This is a genomic window from Dyadobacter sandarakinus (assembly GCF_016894445.1).
GTDB classification, from domain to species: Bacteria; Bacteroidota; Bacteroidia; order Cytophagales; family Spirosomataceae; genus Dyadobacter; species Dyadobacter sandarakinus.
Genome location: NZ_CP056775.1, coordinates 5,288,268 through 5,313,533 on the forward strand (window position 1 = coordinate 5,288,268; position 25,266 = coordinate 5,313,533).

The 25,266-nt window shown below is 48.6% G+C and carries 18 protein-coding genes and 2 tRNA genes; 8 read left to right on the forward strand and 12 right to left on the reverse strand.

Annotation, left to right across the window (positions count from 1 at the left end):
• Positions 1-98: 98 nt before the first annotated feature.
• Together HWI92_RS21865 and HWI92_RS21870 are read right to left on the reverse strand one after the other, a co-directional pair.
• Entirely contained in the window at positions 99-890 is a 792-nt protein-coding gene (locus HWI92_RS21865) for a ferritin-like domain-containing protein (RefSeq protein ID WP_204659250.1), read from the reverse strand.
• A gap of 25 nt (positions 891-915) precedes the next feature.
• Positions 916-1,635: a ferritin-like domain-containing protein gene (locus HWI92_RS21870; protein ID WP_204659252.1), complete on the reverse strand. Its 720-nt coding sequence runs from the start codon at positions 1,633-1,635 to the stop codon at positions 916-918.
• A gap of 565 nt (positions 1,636-2,200) precedes the next feature.
• On the opposite strand from HWI92_RS21870, the gene HWI92_RS21875 reads away from it, so the two are divergent.
• A complete protein-coding gene (locus HWI92_RS21875; protein WP_204659254.1) occupies positions 2,201-2,503 on the forward strand; it encodes a hypothetical protein in 303 nt (100 codons plus the stop codon).
• 133 nt (positions 2,504-2,636) lie between these two features.
• Positions 2,637-4,019 (forward strand): sigma-54-dependent transcriptional regulator, encoded by a 1,383-nt coding sequence (locus HWI92_RS21880; protein WP_204659256.1) that lies wholly within the window; start codon positions 2,637-2,639, stop codon positions 4,017-4,019.
• Here the strand turns inward: HWI92_RS21880 and HWI92_RS21885 are convergent.
• The 3 genes from HWI92_RS21885 to HWI92_RS21895 form a co-directional block, all read right to left on the reverse strand.
• Positions 4,007-6,532, reverse strand: a complete 2,526-nt coding sequence (locus HWI92_RS21885; RefSeq protein WP_204659258.1) for an ATP-binding protein — start codon at positions 6,530-6,532, stop codon at positions 4,007-4,009. The two genes, HWI92_RS21880 and HWI92_RS21885, sit on opposite strands and share 13 nt — an antisense overlap.
• A gap of 181 nt (positions 6,533-6,713) precedes the next feature.
• Complete coding sequence (locus tag HWI92_RS21890; RefSeq protein ID WP_204659260.1) at positions 6,714-8,672, reverse strand: c-type cytochrome; 1,959 nt, start codon at positions 8,670-8,672, stop codon at positions 6,714-6,716.
• Positions 8,673-8,693: 21 nt separating this feature from the next.
• Entirely contained in the window at positions 8,694-10,520 is a 1,827-nt protein-coding gene (locus tag HWI92_RS21895) for a 3-keto-disaccharide hydrolase (protein ID WP_229248454.1), read from the reverse strand.
• Between the two features lie 212 nt (positions 10,521-10,732).
• On the opposite strand from HWI92_RS21895, the gene HWI92_RS21900 reads away from it, so the two are divergent.
• From HWI92_RS21900 to glgP, 4 genes are all read left to right on the forward strand, one after another.
• Complete coding sequence (locus HWI92_RS21900; RefSeq protein ID WP_204659262.1) at positions 10,733-11,497, forward strand: 3-keto-disaccharide hydrolase; 765 nt, start codon at positions 10,733-10,735, stop codon at positions 11,495-11,497.
• Between the two features lie 94 nt (positions 11,498-11,591).
• A complete protein-coding gene (locus HWI92_RS21905) occupies positions 11,592-12,158 on the forward strand; it encodes a hypothetical protein (RefSeq protein WP_204659264.1) in 567 nt (188 codons plus the stop codon).
• Positions 12,159-12,255: 97 nt separating this feature from the next.
• Entirely contained in the window at positions 12,256-13,167 is a 912-nt protein-coding gene (locus tag HWI92_RS21910) for a hypothetical protein (RefSeq protein WP_204659266.1), read from the forward strand.
• Positions 13,168-13,285: 118 nt separating this feature from the next.
• The gene (gene glgP, locus HWI92_RS21915; protein WP_204659268.1) at positions 13,286-14,932 is read left to right on the forward strand and encodes an alpha-glucan family phosphorylase; all 1,647 of its coding nucleotides are present in this window, start codon (positions 13,286-13,288) and stop codon (positions 14,930-14,932) included.
• A gap of 10 nt (positions 14,933-14,942) precedes the next feature.
• Here glgP and HWI92_RS21920 read toward each other — a convergent pair whose 3' ends face one another.
• From HWI92_RS21920 to HWI92_RS21945, 6 genes are all read right to left on the reverse strand, one after another.
• Positions 14,943-15,851, reverse strand: coding sequence for an SDR family oxidoreductase (locus tag HWI92_RS21920; protein ID WP_204659270.1), 909 nt, complete (start codon positions 15,849-15,851; stop codon positions 14,943-14,945).
• Between the two features lie 5 nt (positions 15,852-15,856).
• Positions 15,857-16,564, reverse strand: coding sequence for a peptidylprolyl isomerase (locus tag HWI92_RS21925; protein WP_204659283.1), 708 nt, complete (start codon positions 16,562-16,564; stop codon positions 15,857-15,859).
• A gap of 4 nt (positions 16,565-16,568) precedes the next feature.
• Positions 16,569-17,189 carry a hypothetical protein gene (locus HWI92_RS21930; RefSeq protein WP_229248456.1) on the reverse strand — a complete coding sequence of 207 codons (621 nt, stop codon included), beginning with the start codon at positions 17,187-17,189 and terminating at the stop codon, positions 16,569-16,571.
• A gap of 93 nt (positions 17,190-17,282) precedes the next feature.
• Positions 17,283-18,686, reverse strand: a complete 1,404-nt coding sequence (locus HWI92_RS21935; protein WP_229248464.1) for a BamA/TamA family outer membrane protein — start codon at positions 18,684-18,686, stop codon at positions 17,283-17,285.
• Between the two features lie 202 nt (positions 18,687-18,888).
• Positions 18,889-18,977: transfer RNA gene (locus HWI92_RS21940), tRNA-Leu, on the reverse strand.
• A 64-nt stretch (positions 18,978-19,041) separates the two neighbouring features.
• Positions 19,042-19,114, reverse strand: a tRNA-Gly gene (locus HWI92_RS21945).
• A gap of 275 nt (positions 19,115-19,389) precedes the next feature.
• Here HWI92_RS21945 and HWI92_RS21950 point away from each other — a divergent pair.
• Together HWI92_RS21950 and HWI92_RS21955 are read left to right on the forward strand one after the other, a co-directional pair.
• Positions 19,390-20,457: a TerC/Alx family metal homeostasis membrane protein gene (locus HWI92_RS21950; protein ID WP_204659291.1), complete on the forward strand. Its 1,068-nt coding sequence runs from the start codon at positions 19,390-19,392 to the stop codon at positions 20,455-20,457.
• Positions 20,458-20,479: 22 nt separating this feature from the next.
• Positions 20,480-24,445 (forward strand): AAA domain-containing protein, encoded by a 3,966-nt coding sequence (locus tag HWI92_RS21955; protein ID WP_204659293.1) that lies wholly within the window; start codon positions 20,480-20,482, stop codon positions 24,443-24,445.
• On the opposite strand, the gene HWI92_RS21960 is transcribed toward HWI92_RS21955, so the two are convergent.
• A complete protein-coding gene (locus tag HWI92_RS21960) occupies positions 24,440-25,147 on the reverse strand; it encodes a 3-keto-disaccharide hydrolase (protein WP_204659295.1) in 708 nt (235 codons plus the stop codon). The genes HWI92_RS21955 and HWI92_RS21960 overlap by 6 nt on opposite strands.
• Positions 25,148-25,266 lie beyond the last annotated feature (119 nt).

Consider the following 25,266-nt stretch of genomic DNA (forward strand, 5'->3'; position numbering starts at 1 on the left):
CCTTTCCGGGCAGCCTTCGGGACCAAAATAGTGTGTTTTGATAGTAGTAACGTTGAGCGTCAACCACTTAGTGAACTTCTGACAGAGGGGATTTACTGCTATGCTTTTATAAACGGACCTGCTATGGCGAGAACCTGTTCCATGGTAAGCGGTTCGTCAAATGCTTCGGTAACGGCTGCATCGGACTTGGATGCAAGGCCCTTGATGTCTACGCCACCCTGGGTTGTATTTTGTTCTCCTGCATAAATAGGAGCTACTGCACCCTGGTTAAGCGTAATCCAGCCTTTCATTGCAGCATTACCGGTTACAGTTGCGGCAAGCCTGCGTGCAACTGCTGCGTGGCGTGCTTCCACAGAGTGGACCTGCAATGCGTATTCAAGGATCTGCGGATCGGCAATCAGCTCGCCAGCCTGACCTTTATAGGCCCGTACACCGGTATCTTCCAATGCGCTGGATACAGTTACGAATGTTTTATAATCTGTAAATACGGTTCCGAAATTTCCTTTGTAGGTAAAATCAAATGAAGGCTTGGCAATTGCTTTGGCGCCCAATGCTTTTACCAGAAATGCCACGTGGGCAGTTTCGTGTTTTCCGATCTGGGTAAAAATCGCTTTATCGGAAGCCGGAATCAGGTTTGCGGCTGCATTTCCTGCTTTGTAAAATTCGTCTTCCAGGTATTCCAGCGTGAGGGCATAGTTGAGTACATCTATAGCCTTCGCCGACTGGGCATATGCTTTGTTGACAATCGTGGCAAATGCAACGGGTACTGCTGCGGCGGCAAGCTTCCGGCTTACACGGTTCATGAAAAAGCGGCGTGAAGCATGTTCCAGACGACCGGCTGCATCGCCGTCGATTTTTTGAAACTCATCTATGATTTTGAAAATATCCATTGTTTCGATCAGGTTAATGTTGAAATTATTTGCCTACGTTAGCGCCGGTAACGCTGTCTTTCACATACGCTTTTACAGCAGCCAGAATGTCTGCAGGCGGTACGGCTTTGTCAAACCCGTCAGCATTTACCACATCGTCACCCGCAAAATCAGCTGATTTTGGATTGATCAGGTCGCGGATCACAGCTGCATGCCTCGCTTCCACAGATACGATCTTACCTGCCAGCAGGAGGTAACCTGTATCCTTGATCAGCCTGCCTGCACCATTGTAAGCTGCTACGCCGGTATCTTCAAAAAGCTTGGCGGCACCCAGCACGGCATCTCTCTTGGTGAAATCAATGGTTGAGAAGTTGGGGGTAAGGCCTTTAATCGCTTTGCTGCCCAATGCAGTTTTGAAAAAGTCACGGTGGATAATCTCGTGATCGCGGATGTCCGTCAGAATAGTCTTTTCAGCATCAGTCATTCCTGCATAAGGAGTTGCAATTACCTGTGTGTAAAATGCCGCTTCAAGTTGTTCCAGCGCATAGGCATAGTTCAGCACGCCTATATCTCCTGAACCCAGGTCTACCGTGTCGCCGGTACCAGGGATCATCGGATCCGGATCGTCGTCGTTACATGCGCTCAGGATGATGGTACCCATGGAAGTGGCCAGACCTGCCGAGCGCAGGAACAACCGGCGGTTCACGGTTGTATTTTTTTCTTCATCATGGCCGGGATTGTTTCCCTTGGTTTTAAGTTTGTTCATAATGCAGACAAAGGTTAGTAAGTGAATTTTCCACCTTTGGGTGGTAAGTTGACAGATCTACGCCCTTTGAATTACTTCAGATCAAACGAATGTGAAAAAAAGGAAATCAAGAAAGTGGACAAATGCTATTTAAACGCAAAAAGAGCCCATTTCAGGCTCTAAATGCTTTTCAGACTAATCGATTTTTTTTAAATAACGTTGAGTAAAGGGTATGTTATTTCCAATTCTTTGCGTGTATAGTGACTGAAAGTATACCGTAATTTATAGCATTACTTCTATAAATACATTAAGATATATTTCTACATCAAATATATACAGGTTTTCGGGATGATGTTCATCAGCCGGCAAAATTTTGCAAATTTAATTGTGTTTGTCCGGCTGCTCTTTTTGGATTATTCCATTGAATGCTGTCGTTTATTTCAACACTTTGTAGGACTCCCGTAACATCATTTTGCCAGTGAAGTTGCGCTTCCGCTTACAAAGCTTGTACGTCAGTTTATTACGAATTATCTTGGTCTGTGGCATTATTATGGTATAATTGCCGATATCGCCAACTACTACGAACATGATCAAGAAAACAATACTGGCCCTCATGCTGGGACTCACAGGCTTTCAGGCCAGCCTGTATGCGGGTACCTCTCCCAATTCCCTGCCATGCATTATGCAGGATAAGGTGGCAGTCCGCCCCGACGATCTGCCCGAAGCTGTAAAGTCGACACTCACCAGCGACGCCTACGCGGGCTGGCAGGTAACCAGCGCATTCCTGATTACCAGGGAGGACAATTCTCAGTATTTTGAAATAAACCTGAAGAAAGGGGAGGAGTCTATGACCGCCAATATCGACAAATTCGGCAAAAAAGTGGATTAGGGTGCTTCAACCCAGGTTTTAAGGCAGTTATATGAAAAGCCGGAGAAATCTCCGGCTTTTTGGCGTTTGTTTTTATAATTTTACGTTTAAGTGTACGTAAACTTTTTCTGTTTCCGCAAAGATTGAAAACCCCATGGCTAACCTGCTGCTTGTAGAAGACGATAATACATTTTCAAAATTGCTCACCAATTTTCTGGGCAAACATGGTCATCAGGTAAAAGCGTGTTCAAGCATCCGGGAAGCGAGGGAAGTATTGGCAAAAAATGACACCGATGGGCCTTTTGAAGTACTCATGCTCGACTACCGCCTGCCCGACGGCAATTCGCTGGACTTTCTGAAAACCCTGCGGAGTGAAGGCAATCGTACGGCTGCTTTTATCATGACAAGCTTTCACGATATCCGGACTGCGGTGAGTGCCATGCAAACAGGTGCATTCGACTACATTACAAAGCCCGTCAATCCTGAAGAACTGCTGATGGTACTGCGGGAAGCATTGAATAAAAGCAGTGAGCAGCACGATGCGGATACAAAGGCATCGCCCAAAAGCAAGACAGGCTCCAAATCCGACAAGAGTCAGAATCTTGAATATATCGAAGGTAAAAGCAAGCTTTCCAAGCAGCTTTATGAATATGTGCGGCTGGTGGCCCCCACGGATATGTCCGTGATCATTCAGGGTGAAAGCGGTACCGGGAAGGAACATGTAGCCAAGTCCATTCACCGCCTCAGCAAGCGCGCCAATGGTCCTTTCGTAGCAATCGACTGCGGTTCATTATCCAAAGAGCTGGCTGCCAGTGAATTGTTCGGGCATAAAAAAGGGGCATTTACAGGTGCATTGCAGGATAAGATCGGCCAATTTGAAGCGGCAGACGGAGGTACGCTTTTCCTGGACGAAATTGGTAACCTGGGCTATGATGTGCAGATCAAATTGCTGCGTGCATTGCAGGAGCGCATTATCGTGCCTATCGGAAGCACCCAGCAGGTGAAAGTGGATGTACGCCTTATTGCGGCCACCAACGAAGATCTGATTACAAGCTCGGCGAATGGCGATTTTCGTGAAGACCTTTATCACCGCCTCAATGAGTTCAAAATAGAAGTTCCGCCTTTGCGCAGGCGAGGAGAGGATCTCAGCATATTTATCCAGCATTTTGTAAACAAAGCCAATGAAGAGCTTGACCGTAATGTGAAAGAGCTTTCCAGAGAAGTACTGGAAATTTTTAACCGCTACGACTGGCCCGGCAACCTGCGCGAACTGAATAATGTCATCAAAAGGCTGGTATTGCTGTCCAAGGAAGAGGTAGCGACCATTCATGCATTACCTGCCGAGATGATCACCGTGATGGAAGAGCAGCAGAAACCCTCCGGCTCCGACCTGAAAGCGTTGCAGGAAACGCATGAAAAGGAAATGATCGAGAAAGTACTGCAGGAGGTTCGTTACAATAAAAGCAAAGCGGCCAAGTTGCTCAACATCGACCGCAAAACACTCTACTATAAAATTGAAAAGTATCACATCGAGTAGGCCAGGGCACGTTCGCCTACCTGCTCGATTACTTCGTTGGCAAACTGCACAAGTTGCTTCATATCCTCTGTGGACACTGTGCCGGGATTGTTTCTCAATGCAATTTCATTTGACCTGAAATCCGCAGAAAGCTGCCGGGCCCCGATTTGTCCTGTGCGGCCTGCCATGCGGTGCATCAGTTCCTGTACCCTGGTAAGTTCATTGTTTTCTAGGCTTTCGTTAAGTGCAATGATGTCTATACGGCAGTCTTTTACAAACTCTTCCAAAATTTCGCGCATGAGGTTATCATCACCAAATGTCATCTCGTTCAAGGCTGTAAAGTCGAGATCAGTATAGGGATTAATAACCTGCCCATCGGATGCGAGTTCGAGCAGTTCGAGCAATTCCCTGGAATGGAAAGGCTTCATCAGGAAACCGTCAAAGCCCATTTTAAGCAAGTTTTCACGCTCTTCGGGCAAAGCCTGGGCGGTGAGTACATAAAACTTTACATCCTCAGCTGCGGACTTGCGCAGGCGTTTTACGAGCTCAGCTCCATTCATTCCTGACATGCGGAGGTCGGTGAGTACAAATTTGACATTCGGATCCCACGGACGGTTCAGTACTTCCTCTGCCGAAGAAAACGCAGTATGCGGCACACCGTTCAGGTCCAGTACCGACGAGCACCATTTGAGGATAAATGCGTCGTCGTCTACCAGCCATACCTTGCCGGCGATGTGATAGCTACGTTCCGGAGCCTCAGGAGTTTCCATTTCAGTTTTGTCCGCTTTTTTCATGCTCGTGCTGACGAAAAAAGTCGTGCCCTCATCGGGTATGCTCTTCACCCGGATGTTGCCCTGCATACCTTCCACCAATGCTTTTACAATACTGAGTCCCAAGCCAGTACCGCCATAGCGGCGTGAAATGGAAGGATCGGCCTGTTCAAACTGGTTAAACACCTTCTGTACCTGATCTTCCGACAATCCGATACCGGTATCGGCAATCTGGTACTCGATGATCATGGTACTTTTTGTTTCGACGCCCGTCACTTTGAGGGAAACTTCACCATTTTCTGTAAACTTAATGGCATTGGTGAGCAAGTTGTACAGAATCTGCCGGATGCGGAAGGGGTCGCCCTTGAGGTAAAGTCCGGCGGGCAGTTTGTTTTCAAAGATCAGTCTCAATCCTTTGGCCGAAGCCGTCGGAGTCAGCATTTTGATTACCTCGTTGAGCATGGGTGAAACTGCAAACGTGCGCTCCTCGAAGGTGAAGCGATCAGAAATAATGCGGCTGTAATCAAGCACTTCATTCACCAGATAAAGCAAATGCTCAGAGGCCGAATGCAACGTTTCCAGGTCCTGCCGTTTGGGTTTGGGATCTTTGAGGAGTGCTTCGGTGTACCCGATAATAGATTGCAGCGGCGTACGGATTTCGTGGCTCATGTTGGACAAAAAACGCTGCTTGGCCATGCTGTGAAATTCGGCCTCCTCTTTGGCCTCCACGAGCTCGCGCCGGTACCCATTGCTCCGGGTGATGTCCATAAAAATCAGGTAAGCCAGCATGCCGGTAAGCAAGAAGAAACCCAGCATGACCCATTCTAGGTTGTCTACTGTGGAAGTTACCAGCGACTTGGATTGCCCGCTTTCGAGGTTGTACTGCGCAAGTACGTCGCCCTCTACCTCCTGCATAACCCGGAGCAGCTGGCGCACCAGCGTGTTGCCGGCATCGGCAAGCTCCTGTTCACGGTCTACAAAGCTCGTTGTGCGTATCTTCTGCGATTTTTCAATAGCGCTGACAGCCTCTTCCACTTTTTCAATGGTACTGTCTTCCTTCACTACCTTAATCGTATCCACCTGCACATTCACTTCCTGCTTCTGAATGACCTTGGCCGGCTCCACAGGTATCTTTTTGTTTTTCTTTGAACCAAATACCCGCCCGAAAAACCCTTTCTTCTGTACTGCTGCTTTTTGCTGGGATGTAGTATCCTGCGTTTCGGTATATACGGTGGTCGTGGTCGTCCGTTTTTCGGTTTTGACAATCGTACTGTCAGGCTTGCCCTTGGTGGTGGTAATCAGGCCCGAAATGTTCTTGACCTCGTCGGAAAGGTCCTTATTGCTCACCAGCTTGGAACGCTCTCTTACATAGCTGTCATAAATCCGCTCCCGCAGTACCAGGATCTTTTTCATTGAATCCAGCCTGATGATCTGCACGGGATCCTCAACACTGAGCTGGCTGAGGGTATCAAGCGTTGCTGCCAGGCGCGCCGACTGGCGCAGTACCTCCTCCTTGATCTCATCACCCTTGATCGAGCGCGTATTCTGAAGCTGGTCAAGCTGAAGAATGTTCTTGAAGATGTTGTTGACCAGCCGGAGCTTTTCATTGGGTGTGCCAATCACTTCCAGCTGGGTAAGCATATTTTTGAATGCCAGGTTACTGATCACCCAGGACGCTCCCAGTGCAATGCATGCAATGACAAAGCCAAGAATAATTTTACCCTTTACTGACTTGAAGAAGAACGGGTCGCGTAAAGATGACATAGGGAACGAGCAATATGGTAAAAGCAAATAACGCTGGTGTGTGCCGATCCTTGCCGGGCGGCTGGATTATTAATGTGAATATACAGCATTTTCCAGAGTATAACGGGCTGAACCTAAACGAAAAAGCCGCCCTTTCTTAGAGGGCGGCCTTGTTTTTTCAGGTATGAAAACTAGGGAGTGCTTACTTAGCCAGCGAGTTGATCCAGGCTGCGATCTTTTCAGCATCACCTTTTGAAACCTGCGGCATAGGAGGCATCGGCGTTGCATAATCAGGCCAGTTTTCAGGCTTGGGAGCGTATATCAGCTCTACGATTTTCTCGTTGGTATACTTCCTTTTGGCAACATCCGTGTAAGACGGACCTACTACCTTCTTCTCAGCGGCATGGCAGGCCAGGCAGGTATTTTTTTCCAGAAGTGGTTTTACTTCCGCCCAGGTAGGGGTTTTGGAAGCTACCGCCTTGCCGGCAGCAGGCTTGCCTTTTCCGTCAGGGGATACGTGCTCCTTTTCAGGTGCGGCAGTAGAGCCTGTGGAAGCGGCGCCCACAGCTGCATTGCCTGAGCGGGTGGTTTTCAGCTCCGATACTTTCAGCTTTTCGCCATCAGGGATATTGTTCAGCGTATAGTAAGCATCGGTATGTACCAGCGACCAGCTGTTGGTAGCTGAGCGCACGCCTTCCAGCTGAATTTTATGTACATAGTACTGGCGCATTCCATCAAGTACGATACGTACCTTTTTGTTGTCGTCAGATACTTTTACACCGGTGATCTTCACATCCTGCATGTTGATCTGCGGGCTGCCGTACACGGGATAGTGCTTGTACAGGTAGCTGCTTACTTTGTAGGAATCCAGGTCTTCTGCCGACTTGCGGTCAACAGGCATTGTGAATTCGATCTCAAAACCATCCGGCTGAGCCTTTACGGTATACATTTCAAACGGCATTTTGCCATTCCATACCAGTCTCTGTAAGCCCTGGTTGGCATCTCCTGCCGAGCCCCAGCCACGGTTGGTTTCACCTACAAACATAGAGCCGTCTTTATCAAAGGCCATTCTCAGCACACCCGACTGGAATCCGCTGCGGAATCCGATACTGGCGCCCTGGTATTCACCTTTTACTTTTTCAAGTACAATCCGCATGATATTGCTTTGTCCCTGGTCACCCACAAAAACCTGTCCGGTAAAAGGACCAAAACCGCCTTTTGTTTCATCCAGGATCAGCTCGGAAGTAGATACACCATGTACACCGTAGGGCAGCCATACTGCCGGCAGCTGTACCATGTCATATTTCTGTTTCAGCTGGTAAAGAAACTGAGGCTCCTCATTCCTGGTATTTTCAGGCTTGATCGCACGTCCGTTTGCATCTTTTTCCTGACGATTGTCACGCTCGGCAAAGAATTGTTTTTCGGTAAGTTTTACAGGAGAATTTGGCAGTCCGGCCCAGCGCAATCCCGCAGGGTGGCCCATGAAGCCTCCTTTTTTCACCTGGAAAATAGCACCGGTTCCCATCCAGTCGCCCTGGTTGTCAGTATAAAACAGCTCGCCGTTCAGCATGCTGATACCGGCTGGGGAGCGTACCCCGGTTGCATAGGGCTCATACTTGCCATCATTGGTGATGTGGAAAATCCAGCCACGGCCGGGTACCCGGCTTTCGCCTCTCCACCATTCTTCATCACCAAATGCAACGTTTCCGCTCACAAAAAAGCTGCCATCCGGCGCCAGCTTAGGGCCGAAGGAGTACTCGTGATAGTGACCGGACAGTGGCCATGCATATACCGTTTCATAAACATCGGCTTTACCATCGCCGTTTTTGTCAACCAGCTTGGTGAGCTCGCCGCGCTGTGCACAGTACAATGCACCATCTTTATAGGCCAGACCCAGGATTTCGTGCAGGCCGCTCGCAAACTTGCGGAAGTACGGCGTGCGGCTGGTAGGATTGTCCACGAGCCATATTTCACCCCGGCGCGTCGAAATGCCGAGTGACCCATTGGGCAGGGTAGTCAGTCCACCTACTTCCAGGATGATACCTTCGGGAATGGGCGGGGTAATGATTTTATAAAAATCTTCTTCTTTTGGCGATTCCTGAGCTTTGAGGGAAGATACAGCCGCCAGGAAAGCCAATGCTATTCGGGCAAATTTTTTCATTTTATACAAAAGAGATTAAAATCAGAACAGGATAGAATACTTCACTTCGCCGTTGCTCACAGGTACCAGCAGTTCCTGCAAACCATTGGTGCTTCTGATTTCGGGTTTCACGTTTTTGTCGGACAGCTGGATGTAGTATGACTTGTCATCGATGGCGTACAGGCCGTCTGCCACTTTCTCGATCTTGTCGCCATCAGCGAGGCGTGCCACCAGGTCTTTCACCGGATTGTTGACCCGCACAATGCGTTCAAAGTACTGGTTATTCACCACCGATATATAGTCAGTGATATTAGAGCCGAAAGCTTGGTACTGGAAAGTAGGAACATCTGCATCGTCCACTACATACCCTTTGGGACGGTAGCCGCTGCCGGTAGTGTCGGTTGCCCATTTGGCTTTGCTGCCTGATTTGCCCAGGAACATATCATCGCCAAGCAGGGTAACGCTGCCACGGGGACGGGATGAGCCGTCGCCACGGTCGTGCCACATAGGTGTCGCATCGAGGAATTCACCCCGCCATACCTGAAGGATCGTTCCTTTGTCCAGATCGTAGGTATAGTGCAGGTTTGTGGGACTTCCTACGGATACTGCGTGTACCACGCGCGTGCGTTTTGCTTTTTCACCTTTACGGAAATCCATAAAGCTGCGGGTAATCGTATTGTTATTAGCGGTGATCAGAATAGGATCCGTGGAACCACCTGCCATAGCCGAGCTTTTGGTATGGTATGCAACTTCCCTGAAACCCGGACCATCGATCCACAAACCCAGTACAGGGCGCATCCATCCGTCTTTTTTATTGTTGAAAACCTCAATGGTATGGTCGCCGGGTTTCAGCTCAGCGGATGCTTCCCTGAAATCAGTATTGCTTTTCCATTCAGGCTGGATAATGTACTTGCCGTCTATTTTCAGGTAGGAATTGCCTGAAGCCTGCATGCGGAAATTGTACTTACCCGGGGTTACCGTATTGTAATGACCGGTATATACGTAAGAATAGTTGTTGTTGTCTTTCAGGATTTCCCAGCTCAGCTGGTCAGCCTTGCCGCTCTCTGCGGGAGTCAGCTTGGAGAGATCTTCTGTTTCCGAAAGTGCACCGTAATACGTCTTGTAAGTCAGATCGGACAATGTACCAGGCTGCTTGTCAAAGTTGTTGATCATTATGTTTTTGATCGCCAGCGAACCGTGATCACCCTGTATGCGGATCGGGCCCATGGCTACATCCTCTGCGGTAAGTGAGCCGCGGGTAGGGCCGCTTACTTCCACATTTTCGTGTATGGTCATACCATTGAGCACCACAGAAAGGAACACGGCATTGGATACCTTCTTTCCGGCCGCGTCGAAGCGCGGAGCCTGGTAGGAAATTTTGATATGCTGCCACAAACCAGGCGCTTTAGCCACATTATAGCGTGGTGCATAGCCTTCATACCCTTTTTCACCTTCCGGCTTGGCATCGTTCCAGCGCTCGTAAATACCGCCACAGTCATTGTACTTGGCTGATTTTTTACCCCAGCTGTCAAAAAGCTGTACTTCATAGTTTCCCTGAAGGTAGATTCCCGAGTTGGAACCTTTGGCCAGCATAAAGTCCAGCTCGATATCCAGGTCACCATGCTTGAAGTTCGAGATCAGCTCGTACTGGTTGCCGTACTTTCCCTTTTCATGGATGCAGGCCAGCACACCTTTGCCGGGTGTTGTGGTGAGGGCATTTTCCTTGCCGATGTCGGCGGAGGCACTGCCGACGATCTTCCAGTTGTCGGACTTGGTTGTAAACGCACTGAGATCGTTCAGAGGGATAGGCTGCTGAGCGTAAGCTGTATGCACAAGCATAGCAGCAATGCCACAAGCGAGTTGTAACAAAGAACTGTTGAATTTAAACATACTTGCAGAAACTTGGTCTGTTTGAGATTATGAACCAGCACCTTCTGGGTGAAGGCGGTGCAAATTACGTTATAAGATTTGTGAAAATTGCATTTGTTTAGGTGAGAATCGTATTAGTTAATGCTTTTTCCTTATTGTTGTATTTTGATATTATATCAATGCATTACTAGACTTAAACAGTAACATTTCAAATGAAAAAGTTAATTTTTACCGCGTTAAGCCTGGCTAGCGCATTTGCAGCACATGCACAGTTGCAGCCCGCAAAGCAAACACCGGAGTCCAGCGAACTGTGGAGCCCTGTACCTCGTGTTGTAACGCCTGGTAAAAGCTCTACTGCGGCATCGGGTTTTACGGCCCCTTCTGATGCAATCGTTTTGTTTGATGGTAAAAACCTGGATGCATGGGTTTCCGGCAAAGACGGCAAGGCGACAGCGCCCTGGACTGTGGCGGATGGTATCCTCACCGTAGCTCCGAAATCAGGTGATATTCAGACGAAGCAGACTTTTGGTGACTACCAGCTGCATATTGAATGGCGTACGCCTGCCAAAGTGGACGGTAATGGCCAGGGACGTGGTAACAGCGGTATTTTCATGCAGGGAGTGTACGAACTGCAGGTACTTGACAGCTACAATAACCCTACTTACTCCAATGGTCAGGCCGGCTCGATCTACAAGCAGACCATGCCGCTGGTGAATGCTGCCGTAGGCCCGGGTGAGTGGCAGACTTACGATGTTGTTTACACAGCGCCGCATTTCAATAAAGATGGCCAGATGCTCATCCCGCCGTACATTACGGTGATCCACAATGGTGTTTTGGTACAAAATCACACGATGATCCAGGGTACTACGCCCTACGTTGGTCAGCCGACGATCGAGCCGCATGGTAAAGGACCGATCAAGCTGCAGGACCACAACAATACAACCAGCTTCCGCAATATCTGGATCCGCGAACTGTAAGCCGGTTCCGGTATAATATTTTAAAAGGTCTGGACGGTTCTGGCAACTGTTCAGACCTTTCTTTTTTTACTTCTACCATCAACATCTGGGCGATATGCAGGAAATAGAGCCATATTATAACTGGGAAAAGCACTACGTGGCCAGTCACGATGAACGCTCCCCGTTTTTTGGAAGGACGTACAACCTCGACTACTACGAAAATGCCATTTACGGGTACTATATACACCCGCTCTGGGACGAAATCGGCTCGGAAACCTTGTATGTAAAGATCCTCTTTGTGGATTACAGCCGGCAGTTCACCATTATCGAGCTTTTCGGGGAATGGAACGATGCGCTGCACAATGATATCATGTTCCTGAAACGCCAGGTGATAGATCCGCTTGTAGAGCAGGGAATCAACAAATTCATACTGCTGGGCGAAAACCTGCTTGACTTTCACGGGGGCGAGGACGACTACTATGCCGAGTGGTTTGACGACATCGAAGACGGCTGGATTGCAGCCGTAAATTTTCGGGAGCATGTGGAAGAGCAATGGAAAAAATTCAGGCTCGACTACTACATCAACTTCGGCGGTACACTGCATCTCAACAATTGGCGCACTATGCAGCCGGAACCTTTTTATGAATTGGTTAAAAATTTGATGGTAAGGAGGTTAGAGTAGTGTAAATAGACCAATCACGCTTGCAACCGTGCCAACTCCTTTGTAGCTTTCGAAATCAACCTGCTTGCATTGTTTCACCTTTAAACCGGAATTTCAAATGGCCGAAAACGACAAACCCGTACCAGAAAATGCAGAAGCATCACTGGAAAGTAAAACAGAGGAGCTGAAAGTAACCGCTGCAAATGCAAAGGACGAGATTGTGGAAGAGGCATCAGAGGTGAAGGACCATGCATTGTATGCTGCAGAAGACAAAGTTGAGGAAGTAAAAGCCGAAACCACTGAGAAGGTATCGGACATACAGGCTGCCTTGGAGGACAAGGCAGCTGATACCAGAGATTTGATAGAAGAAAAAACAGCTGAAACAAAGGAAGAAGCAGTTGCCGTATCCGCTACTTTAGAAGAAAAAACAGAGGATATAAAGGATACAGTTGCTGATAAAGCAGCAGCTGTGAAAGCCGACGTTTCCGGAGCTGCTGCGGCCGCGGAGGAAAAAACAAAAGAAGTAAAGGCCCATGTAGCCGATAAAGCGGAAGCATTTAAAGAAGACGCTACCAAAGCTGCCGGGGACCTGAAAGCGGAGGCTGCCGGAATCAAGGACAGGATTGTGGAAAAAGCATCGGAGGCGGGCGACACGGTAGCGGCACAAAGCGGGAAGGCGCAGGCAGCCGGTGCCGGACTGACGGAAAAAGCCGCAAACCGGATTGAAGATGCCAGGGAAACCGCAGCAGACAAATTCGAGGACTTTAAAGATGCGGCTGCTGACAAGTATGCCGACCTGAAAGAAGCTGCCACTGAGCAGTTTGAAGACCTGCGTGAGGATGCAGCAGAAGCTTTTGAAGACGTAAAAGAAATAGCAGCTGAAAAACTTGCAGAAGCCCAGGCCAAAGCTGCCGAGCTGAAAGCAAAGGCATCCGGGGAGATCGGAGAACTTAGAGAAAGTGCCTCTGAGAAGCTGGAACAAACAAAAACGAAGGCAAAAGGTTTTTGGGCCAGATTGTTCGGAAACTGATCCGCATTGTTTTACTCATCGTTGACTGCCCGGCCGGATAAAGTCCGTCCGGGCTTCTTGCGTTTTGATGGCATAATTTTTAGACCTTCGGTAAGTTATCTCACTAAAAAACTCCTGAATGTTACCAGCTACATTTTCGCTCCCATACCAACATCCGTTCAGTCCGGATCCTCAGTTTAAGAAATCAGTTGCTTACTTCTCCATGGAATTCGCCGTCGATCAGGCGTTAAAGATCTATTCGGGCGGCCTGGGCTTTCTGGCAGGGTCGCACATGCGCAGCGTTTATGCATTAAAACAAAATCTGATTGGGATCGGTATGCTCTGGAAGCAGGGTTACTACGACCAGGAACGTGATACCGACGGCAGTATGCGTCCTGAGTTCAGGGAGAAAATGTATTCCTATCTGACCGATACTAAAATCCGTTTTCAGATCAGGGTACTGGAAAAAGACGTGTGGGTGGCAGCCTATTACCTGGCACCCGACATTTTCCAGTCGGCGCCACTGTTCCTGCTCACCACAGATACGGATGGAAATGACGAAGAAACCCGCAGTATCAGCTACCATTTATACGATGCAGATGCTGCCTTGAAAGTTGCCCAATGCATGGTGCTGGGTATAGGCGGAGCCAAGTTGCTCGAAGTACTGGAGTACGAGCCGGAAGTATACCATTTCAATGAAGCCCATGCAGTTTCAGCGGCTTTTTATCTTTTTAAAAAATACAAAAGTGTACCTGAAGTCCGCAAAAGGGTTGTTTTTACAACACATACCCCGGAAGAAGCCGGTAATGAAAAGCATGAGGTTACTTTCCTGCAAAAGCTTGGGTTTTTCTCCGGATTGAACCTGGATACCATACGAAAGATCAGCGGGATGAAAGATGATATTTTTAACCATACCCTGGCTGCACTCAGGCTAAGCCGTAAGGCTAATGGAGTGTCGCGCCTGCATGGCGAAGTATCGCGGAATATGTGGAAGGCCCATGCTGATATTGCGGAAATAGGTCATATTACCAATGCACAAAATAATACCTACTGGACTGACAAGCAGCTCGAACAGGCAAGAGTCGAAAAGAATACGGATGCAATTGTCGCCCGCAAGCGGGAGCTTAAAACATTGCTTTTCAAGACAGTGGCTGACCAATGCGGAAAGCTGTTTGATCCGGATGTACTGACCATTGTATGGGCTCGCCGGTTTGCAGCTTACAAGCGCCCGGACATGCTGGTGTGGGATATAGAACGGTTTACCCGGCTGATGAACGACAAAGACCGTCCGGTGCAGGTGATCTGGGCCGGTAAGCCTTACCCGAAAGATGAAGGCGCAGTAGGTACTTTCAATCATTTATACTACCTCAGCCACTATTTTCCTAATATGGCCGTACTGACAGGCTATGAGCTTGCGCTTTCAAAGTTGCTTAAAGATGGTTCCGATGTTTGGCTCAATAATCCGATTGTAACCCGCGAAGCCTCCGGTACCAGCGGAATGACAGCCGCCATGAATGCTTCCCTGAACCTGTCTACGTTCGACGGCTGGATCTGCGAATTTGCAAAGGATAGTGAAAATTCATTTATACTGCCCGTGGCCAAAGGGGAGGATATCAACAAGCAGGACTGTGATAACCTGCTTGAAAAGCTGGAAACATCCGTAATTCCGACCTACTACTACGACCGCAGCAAGTGGATGCAAATGGTGCTGAACAGCATGAACGATGTACATGAAGCATTCAACTCCGACCGTATGGCGCGTGAGTATTACCAAAAGCTGTACTAAGCTGATTGAGTCAGGAATTTAACTGGGTAGCGAGCAATGCAATTCCCTCCCGGAATGTGCGTGGCTCGTACCCCAGTACCTCCCGCGACCTGGTCAGCTCGAAACCCGTCCTGGGCGGGCGCCGGGCAGGCTGCGTAAAGGCGCCTGCATCGGTAGGCGAAATCAGCGATTTATCGAGATTGAAATAGTCTGCGGTCATTATTGCCATTTCATATGGGGTCAGGAAGTCTTTTCCTGAAATATGAAATATGCCTTCTGCTTTCCCACGTGCAATGAGCTGGCAACCGATGGCCAGGTCTTCGGCCAGGGTAGGCGTGCGCAGCTGGTCCGTAACTACCTGGATCGGTTTACGCGCTTCCAGCGATTTTTTAACCCAAAGAATAATGTTGCTCCTGCTCATATCATGTGCAACCCCATACACGAGCACCGTGCGCGCAATTGCCCATGAAATGCCTGCATGCATGACAGCCTTCTCGGCAGCCAGCTTGCTCCATCCATAAAAATTTACAGGATTGGGTTCGTCCGTCTCTGCATAAGGTCCGGCACTTCCGTCAAAAATAAAGTCTGTGGACACATGCAGCAGAAATGCGCCGTACCTGCCACATGCATGGACTATGTGCTCGGTACCTTTTACATTGGCTTTCCAGCAGGCCTCTTTTTCCAGTTCACACTGATCGACGTTCGTCATTGCGGCCCCGTGGATTACAACATCCGGACGCACATGCCCGATTACTTCCTCTACCCGGAACGGATCGGTAATATCCATTTCCATAAACTGGTAATTTTCCTGAAAAGGAAGGCGGTTGGTTCCTGATGCTGTGGCAATGGTTTCCACTTCCGGATCTGCGGCGAGCAGCTGCACGAGTTTCTGGCCCAGCAAACCATTGGAGCCCGTAATCAGAATCTTTTGCTTTTTCAAAATGCTCAGGCTTCGTATTTCCAGCCGTATTTTCTGGTAATTTTCTTTTTCTTCATGCTTTTGACAGACACTTTCATAGATACATCCTTCTCAGGGCGGTCACGCTCGTCTTTGGAGACAGATGCTATTTTGTCAATCACATCAATACCGTCTACCACCTGACCGAACACAGTATACGAGCCGTCGAGGTGCGGGGTGCCGCCTACAGTTTCGTAAACTTTCTTCTGTTCATCGGTTAATTTACGAGCAGCGCGGGCAGCCTGCTTATCCAAGTCGGTTTTGCTCCACGTACGGCCTTCTACAATATAAAACTGGCATCCGCTGGATTCTTTGGCAGGATTGTTGTCCCGGGCGGCGGCAAGTGCACCTTTTTGGTGAAATAGCTTTGCATTAAACTCTGCGGGGATTTTGTATCCGTTATCGCCTTTTCCCAGCATATCGTCGGGCTTGGCATTACGCGAGTTCGGGTCTCCGCCCTGAATCATAAAGTCTTCAATCACCCGGTGAAAAAGCAGGTCATTGTAGAACTTGTCTTTGGTGAGTTTCAGAAAATTAGCTTTGTGCTTGGGGGCTTCATCAAACAAAATCACGCGCATGGTGCCCATATTGGTTTCAATGGTAACCAGGTCGTCTTTCTTTGATTTTTTCTGTCCGAAAGAGACAGCAGAGCAAAGCAGGAAAAGTGTGAAGAGAAACGCGAGTTGTTTTTTCATAAGATTAATTAGCGGCAAGTTCGGTTTTGTTGGCGGGTGTAAACTGGAATTTCAGACCATAATCCTTTCCTTCAGATACATCTTCCATCATGATTCTGGCATTTTTATTGGTCCAGCTTACTTTTTTGGGTTCGTTCTTCAAGAGCTTTCCTTTCTCAGTAAAGTAGCTTTTCCCGGCCTCCCAGAGTTGTTTTGTGGCATCAGCGCTGTTCAGGTACACATCTACCGTAATTTTCGACACTTTTTTCTGGTTGTCAAGATGATACTGCACATCAATGGTTTCGAGCTGGGCAGTCTCAGAGGTGAAGCCCACGTGACTGGTACTGTCCTCAAACAGCTCAAATTGCTCAGTCTTTTTCACCTTGCTTACAGGATCACCAAAAGCAATACCGCGCAGTACCGCTGTACCATCACCTTCCTCACGGGGCCCGAGGATGGTCTGCAGTAGCTCTGACTGGTTGCTGTTCAGGGTTGAAGGAGCAGGCGTTTGCACCACTGCGGAGTCCGTCGCAGTTTGTTCGGTTTCTTCTTTTGTCTGGGTATTGCAACCGGCTATCATCATGCCGGCAAGTGCGGCAGGGAGGGCCATTTTCAGGTAATTCATGTGCGTAAAAATTTCAATCATGTAGTTGTTGTCAATGTTAAAATCTTATGCCGGCCGGATCAAACGGCGCGCTGGGGCGCAATTTAGCTATATTTTGTCTCCGCCATAGTCAGGTCAGAATTCCCGCACAATGTTAAAAAAGAACCTGCGTTCCCCTTTTCCATTAAGACTCAGGTTAAATCTTGCAAGAATATTATAGAAGGTGACGACGTCCAGTCCTGTGCCGCCTCCATAGAGCATGGAATTACCCAGTTTTGTATTGCTCAGCTCGGGATAATGGTTTTTCACATAACCTGCATCTGCAAAAAAATTAAGGTATGCAGCCAGCGGGATCGTATTGAATTGTTTTACAGGAATAAATGAAAGCTGTTTCTGGAATGAAAACAGCTTGTACTTGATTTCGTTTTTGGTCAGTACATAGCGCTGACCGTCCACGACATACAGCTCATAGCCACGCACCAGGTCATTGCGGTAACCCAGTCCGACCGTCTGCAGATAAGGCTGGCGGGCGGGAAAAGAAATCCGGCCACGCAGTCCTGTATTCATATACCACCTTCCGGATAGTTTCAGGTATTTCCGGTAAGACCCGTAAAAGTACAGCATGTCCACATCGTCTGTGGGCAAAAGACCCATTTTTGATACCTGTAATCCCAGGCTTTGCCCTTGGAGTGCATACTGGAAATTGTCGCGCTTGTCGTAACTGAAGGAATACGTAAGCTGGAAATAGCGCTGGCTTCTGCGGCTGTCACGCAGGTAATTGGGGTTTAATGTTGCAATCGTATCGGAAATACCCGTGTAGCTCCACCGAAGGTCTGCGGTGTGGAAAGTATAGTATTTGTTCCTGCGCGTGATGCTGACATAGGTATAAAACCGATTGCGGTTGATGGCCTCGCTCGACAGGTAATCCAGCTTGTCGTTCCAGGTCCGGAAAGCTGTCGTCTTGTTTACCGAATAGGATGTACCAATGGTAATCCCTGTTTTTTGTGCTTTGTCCAGGTAAGGCAGGGTGTAGGCTACTTCAAACTTGGGTATAAAGCCGAATTCGGCAATAAACCGGAGCTTATCGGCCCGGCCGGATACATTGCCGTAGCTCAGGTACACACCATAAATGGTGCGCGAAAGGTCACGTTTGCGGTCATACCACCATTCATTGAAATTCCGGTCGGCCAGCTGGAACACGGGCAGCATGATGAAATACCAGCGCTCCTTAACCACCACCCGGATATCGGTCCGGGAGGAATCGGCATTGGGCTGCGTCAGCAGGTCTACAGTAACAAAAAGATTGGTATTGATGATCTTGCGGCGATCAACTTCCAGGTTTTCCGGCAAGGCAGCGCTGGTGAGCGTGTCGCCGGCTTTGATCGCCATTTCCCGCAGGATAATGCTGGTGCGGGTGCGGTGATTCCCTTCAACCGTTACATTCCCGATCAGGATCGTAGTACTGTCACCCACGGGCACCTGGGCGCTGGCACGGCAGGCCAGGTAAAGGAGAAGAGTCAGCAGAAGGTATTTTTTCAAGCGTTTATAGCGTCAGGCATTTTGTCCCCATGCATATTTCCGGCGCTTGCGGAGGTACCTGTCACATGCATTTGAAAATCAATTTATAAAAAAATCGGGTAAAGGAAGGCTCTGATGTATGATGTAATACCGGAGGCGGGCAGTACGCCTGCGCCAAAGAAAAAAGCAGCCTGTAAAAGCTGCTTTCACTAATTGCTGAAAGTGGTACCGGGAACGGGAATCGAACCCGTACGGGCGTTTCGGCCCACAGGATTTTAAGTCCTGCGTGTCTACCAGTTCCACCATCCCGGCCTGGCCGGAAATTCGGAAGGCCTTTAAGAGAAAAAAGCACCGTTGCCGGTGCTTCTGTCCTCTGAGCGAAAGACGGGGTTCGAACCCGCGACCTCGACCTTGGCAAGGTCGCGCTCTACCAGCTGAGCTACTTTCGCATAACCGTTTGGTTTATGGTGGTGCAAATGTATAAAGGCACCCTATCTGACGCAAGTTTTTGCTGAAAATATTTGAGAAAAAAACTTAATTTTTTGGTAAGAAATTGGAAATCAAGGTATGTCAATCCCGCCCAAAAACCGCTTCTACCATTTCATTTCCGCACTTTATATTTTCCTTACCTTTGTTTACCACGGTTTGCAGTACCATCCGGGCCGGTTTCCGAGCATGGAATTTGTAGTCCCGTTTTTATACTCACCTTATAGGATAGTCATTCATGTTTTCCAGCGAATTCATCTTTTTTGCAGGGTTTATTTTGGTCATCAGCATTATGCTGCTCCTGGACTTGGGCGTCTTTAATAAAAAGGATCACGTCGTCAAGTTTGGAGAAGCAGCTGCCTGGACTACCGCCTGGGTTGCGCTGGCGATCGTGTTTTATTTTGTGATCAAAACGCATGGTGACCTTGTGCACGGGGTTGATAACTATGCGCATCTGGAACAGATCAAGGATAAGTATGCGCCTCATTTGAAGCTCATACCCAATGACTTCGAAGGAAGTCTGGGTGTATACCGGAAAAATATGTCGCTGGAATTTATTACCGGCTACCTGCTTGAATATGCGCTATCTGTTGATAATATTTTTGTCATTATCCTGATCTTCTCGTCTTTCGGGGTACGGCCTATTTACTATAAAAAAGTACTTTTCTGGGGCGTGCTGGGGGCCATTATCATGCGCTTTGTTTTCATTTTCGTAGGCTCCGCGCTCATTCAGCGTTTCGACTGGATCGTTTACATATTTGGCCTGCTGCTGGTGTATCAGGGAGGGAAAATATTCTTTGAAGGAGGCGAGGAAGAGAAAATTGATCCTGCCAAACATCCGGTTGTCAAGTTTGCTTCCAAATACTTACCCGTGTTCCCGAGGTATGTGCGGGAACATTTTGCGGTAAAACGTAATGGTAAATGGATGCTCACACCGCTTTTCGTGGTGGTACTGATCGTCGAATTTACCGATCTGATTTTTGCGGTGGACTCCGTTCCAGCCGTATTTTCGGTGACGAAAGATCCTTACGTTGTTTTCTTCTCCAACATTTTTGCCATCATGGGGCTGCGCTCCATGTTCTTCTTCCTGAGCAACATCATGGGCCTTTTCCGCTTCCTGAAATATGGGCTGGGCGTACTGCTGGTGTTTATCGGTGCAAAAATGCTGGCGCATGTATACCTCGAATCTGTAGGTTTCCAGACAGTGTACTCGCTTTATGTGATACTCGGCATATTGGCTATCAGCATCCTGGCTTCCGTGGTCTTCCCCGAGAAAAAGAAGGAACCAGCCAAAGCATTGAGGTAGTCGCCGGGAACGTTAAACAACTATGGAACGCGTTCTTAAAGCTTATCTCAAAAGACTTACCAATCTTAGTACACGCAACAAGTCATTGTTGCTGGGCCATTTATCTGCGGAGCAGTTCCTGGATTTACAGGAAACTGATTTTCTGCTGGGAAAACCTTCTGTTGAAATTGTCAGGCAGATGGTGCAGCGGAAGGCCAAGGTTCCACTTTGCGATGTACAGGATCCCCGCTATGAAAAGGTTAATGACGTAAGTAAGCGGCTCCGGAAAATAGCGCGTACCGAGCGCTTTATCGAGGAAGAGCGCGGCTCGCGCGACTTGTATGTCGGCTATCCTTTTGTAAAAGGTAAACTGGCGGACGGAACACCCATTCATGCGCCTCTGCTGTTTTTTCCGGTTACACTCCGCATTGAAAAGGAACAATGGTGCCTTTTGGAACGGGAGGATAGCGGAATCATGCTCAATCAGAGCTTTGCGCTTGCCTACGCCTATTTCAATGAGGCGCAGATCAGTGAGGAGGTTCTTGAAAAGTCATTTGAAGATTTTCCCAAAGATTTTCTTGAATTTAAAACCCAGCTCTACGAGTGGCTGAAAGAAACTGCATTCCGGATCAATTTCAATCAGGCGCTTTTTGAAGAAAAGCTCGATGCTTTCAAGGCTTCCCGAAGTGCTGAAATGCAGGTTTCGGAGAAAAACGGAGAGCTGAAATTGCAGCCGGAAGCAGTACTTGGTATTTTTCCGCAGGCTGGATCCCACCTGGTACCCGATTATAACTGGCTGCTCGAAAACCTGGATTCAGTGACCGGTATTCCATTGCTTGCGGGAACAGAGCCGGAGGATACGTCCGGTGCAAACACCGCTGCTCAGCCTGTACAGACCAGGGAGGAGGATCTGCTTACGCCATTTTCAATTGATGAATCACAGGAGGAGATTATCCAGGCTGTTAAAGGCGGCAACTCGGTAGTTGTGCAGGGACCGCCGGGCAGCGGGAAGTCGCAGCTGATCTGCAACCTGATGGCCGATTTTGCTTCCCGCGGCAAGCGGGTTTTGCTTGTTTGCCAGAAACGCGCTGCGCTCGACGTCGTGTACCAGCGGCTTGATTCCATTGGCATGCGGCATTTTGTGGGTTTGGTGCATGATGTGAAAAATGACCGCTCACAGCTGTATCAGCAGCTCGCTGCCCAGATTGAGCGCGTGGAAGAATACCGAAAGCAGAATTACAGTCTGGACGCTGTGTTCCTGGAAAGGGAATTTGCAAAAGAAAGCCGGACCATTGATAAAGTAGTAGGGGACCTCAATGCATTTCGGAAAGCATTGTTTGACGAAAACGAATGCGGCACAAGCATTAAGGAACTGTACCTTACCAGCAGTCCGGCAGCTCCGTACATTTCGCTTCGTGACGAGTACCGTAGTTTCCGGCCCGACCGCCTGGATGATTTTTCAAGAAGACTCAAAACTTACCTGCGCTACTGCGTGCACGTCCATCCGCGCCATGCATGGGCCAGCCGCAGGAGCTTTGCGGCATTTGGCATACAAGACCTGCGCAACATGGAAAACATGCTCACCGAGTGGCCGCAGGTTTTTGAAAAGCAGCGTACACGGTTTGAAAATGCAGCAGGTACTGTTTTTAAAATGGAGTACCTGAGCAACCGGGCCGAAGTGCTTGAAAGGCTCAGGGATATTGAGGAGCTTGTTGCAGAGCCGGCAGTTTATGCTTTGTTTAAAAATTATGTCAATACCCCGCGCGAAAACCCTGCACGGCTGGCATTGATCCGGCAGACTACGGATGAGCTCGAAGGTTTCATCAGCGAGCATGGAATTGAATTGTCGCTGCAAAAAGGCGAGCTGGCAGCATTCCGGGGCATTTTAAAAAAAACCATGGATGCGAAAAGCTCTATGGTAAGCGGACTGATCTGGAATGTTTTTTCCAAGGAAAAAAAGGAAGTGGAAGAGGTATGTCAGGCCAATCACCTCACGCTGGCTCCCGAAGATCTTCAAACACTGGAAGTGAGGCTCAAAAATCGCCAGCAGGTAGAATCCTGGCTCGAAAATCCATTGCTGGGTTATCATGAAAACGCTTCTGGCGACGGGATTTCAGCAGAAGCATACCTGGCTTTTTTCAGGCATGTGGAGTTTGCTGCGGATGCTGCCTCCCGCGCTGCCTTTGAACCCTGGCTGCAAGTCTTAATAAGCCTTGCGCAGGAAAGTATGGATATATTCAGGCAGAGGCTGGGTATGCTCATCGCCTGGGCTGAGGGATGGGAGAAGTTTGAAACCATCATGCTGCCTTATCTTTTACCTGCTCAGATCGGGCAGCTTGTCAGTGAGCCGGCAGCTTACAGCCAGCTTTTACTGGATGCACTCCGCACCGATTTCGACTCCATCGCTGATATGGACAGGCTTTGGAATGAAATGAATCCTACGGAACAGTCTGTTGTCCAAAAAGTGCAAGGTGAGAGCACTAAGCGCGGGCTGGTTGATGTGGATGTACAATTATCACTTTTTGAAAATAGTGTCCGGCTTGCCTGGATTGAACACATTGAAACCAGGTACCCCGACCTGCGTGCAGTAACTTCCCTGAAAATGAAGCAGTGGGAGGAGCAGTTGCAGGAAAGTATCAGTGCCAAACAAAAGCTAAGCTCGGACATTACGGGTATTAAGCTGAAAGAGGCTACTTACGAAGATCTGGAAAAAAACAGGCTCGGAAATCGCATTACCTATCGAGAGCTAGGGCACCAGGTAACCAAGAAGCGCAAGATCTGGCCGGTAAGGAAGCTCGTTGAGAACTATACCGAAGAAGTCTTTTCACTGGTACCTTGCTGGATGGCATCCCCGGAGTCGGTATCGGCTATTTTCCCGTTGAAAGAAGGAATTTTTGACCTTGTCATTTTTGACGAAGCTTCCCAATGTTATGCTGAGTATGGCCTTCCGGCAGCTTTCCGGGGCATGCAGATCGTCGTAGCGGGCGACAGCAAGCAGCTTGCCCCAAGCGACATTTACCGGGTTCGTTTTGAGGAAAAAACCGATGAAGACGACTACCAGCCTGCCATGGAAGTGGAGTCGCTGCTGGACCTGGCGGGACAGTCGCTGGCACAATACCAGCTTACAGGGCATTATCGCAGCCTTTCTCTTGATCTGATCGACTTTTCAAACCGGCATTTTTACAAAAACTCTTTAAAGCTTCTTCCTGACTTCCATCGCATCAATGAGCGTCAGCCGGGTATACAGTACCTTAAAACCGAAGGCAGCTGGAAGTCCAGCACCAATGCAGCCGAGGTGGAAAAAGTAGTGGAAGTGTTGCGAACCCTGAGCGGGTTAGGGAAAAGTGTGGGCGTAGTGACCTTCAACTTTTACCAGCAGCAGGCCATACAGGAAGCTTTGGAGAAAGAAGCTTTGGTTGTTAAAGATCTTTTCGTCAAGAATATAGAGAACGTACAAGGCGATGAGCGGGATATTATCATCTTTTCGACGGCCTATGCGCCCGACGAGAAAGGTCGTATATCCATGCAATTTGGCAGCCTGAATATGCAGGGAGGCGAAAACCGTTTGAACGTGGCTGTGACGCGGGCACGGGAACGCATCTTTTTTGTGACGAGCCTGTGGCCATCGCAGCTGCAAACCGAGCACACGGCCAATCCCGGTCCTAAAATGCTGAAAGCATATCTTGAATATGCATGGGAAGTTTCGGAAGGGAAATATGAGCCTCGGCCGATGCATGCAGGTACACTGCGCTCAGACTGGCTATTGAAAAACAAGCTCGAAGGCCGGCAGCCGACATGGCAGAAAGAGCTGCCTTTTGGAGATCTGACCATAAAAGAAGGAGAGGCCTATAAGGGTCTGATTCTTACGGACGACGATCTCTACTTTCATAGTAAATCGGCCAAGGAACCTCACGCTTACCTGCCTCTCCTTTTACGACAGAAGAACTGGCCTTTCCGGCGGGTTTACAGCCGCGAGTACTGGGCCAGTCAACTGGATATTTCCTTATAGTTCGCGAATGCGGATGTTGCGGAACGATACTTTGTCGCCGTGATCCTGCAATGCAATTTTACCTTTGGAAGATGCCCCAAAGCCCTCCCAGGTTTTGAATTTGCTGTCAGCAACCAGCTTGTTCCACGCTTCGCCCTGCGTAGGGAACTCGACCAGCTTTTTGCCGTTCAGCCAGCTTTCGCCCTTGCCTCCTTTGATCACTACTTTGGCTTTGTTCCATTGGCCGGCTGGTTTTGTAACTGTAAAGTCAGATGCCGGGATCATGTCGTACAAGGATGCAGATTTGTGATTTCCTGCTTTTCCAGCTTTTGCATCCGGGTGTTTCTGGTCATCCAGGATCTGGATTTCGGGACCGGTAGAGTAGGGGCAGCAGTATTTTTTATCTTCAATCACGTGGTAAATAATCCCGCTGTTTCCTCCTTCGGCGATCTTCCATTCCAGTTCAAGCTCGAAATCGCCGTACTCTTTGTCCGTAACCAGATCTTTGCCTCCTTTTTCTGCCAGCACGATAGCGCCATCTTCAATCTTCCATTGAGGCATTACTTTATCCGACTGCCAGCTGTGCCATCCATTGAGAGATTTGCCGTCAAACAGGGTGACCCACTTACCTTTCTGGGCTTCCGCATCGTTTGATGTTAACGTCAGAGAAACCAGGGCAGCCATCGCCGCTTTGCCAAAAGCCTGCCATTTTGTTGAAATCATGTCTTGGTTGTTAAAAGTTTTGGATCGCAATATTAAGTACTTTTAAGAATTCAATTACTTATCTGCCTTGAAAGTTAACATGCAGCAAGGCTCCGGTGCTTTAAACAAACGCATTAACC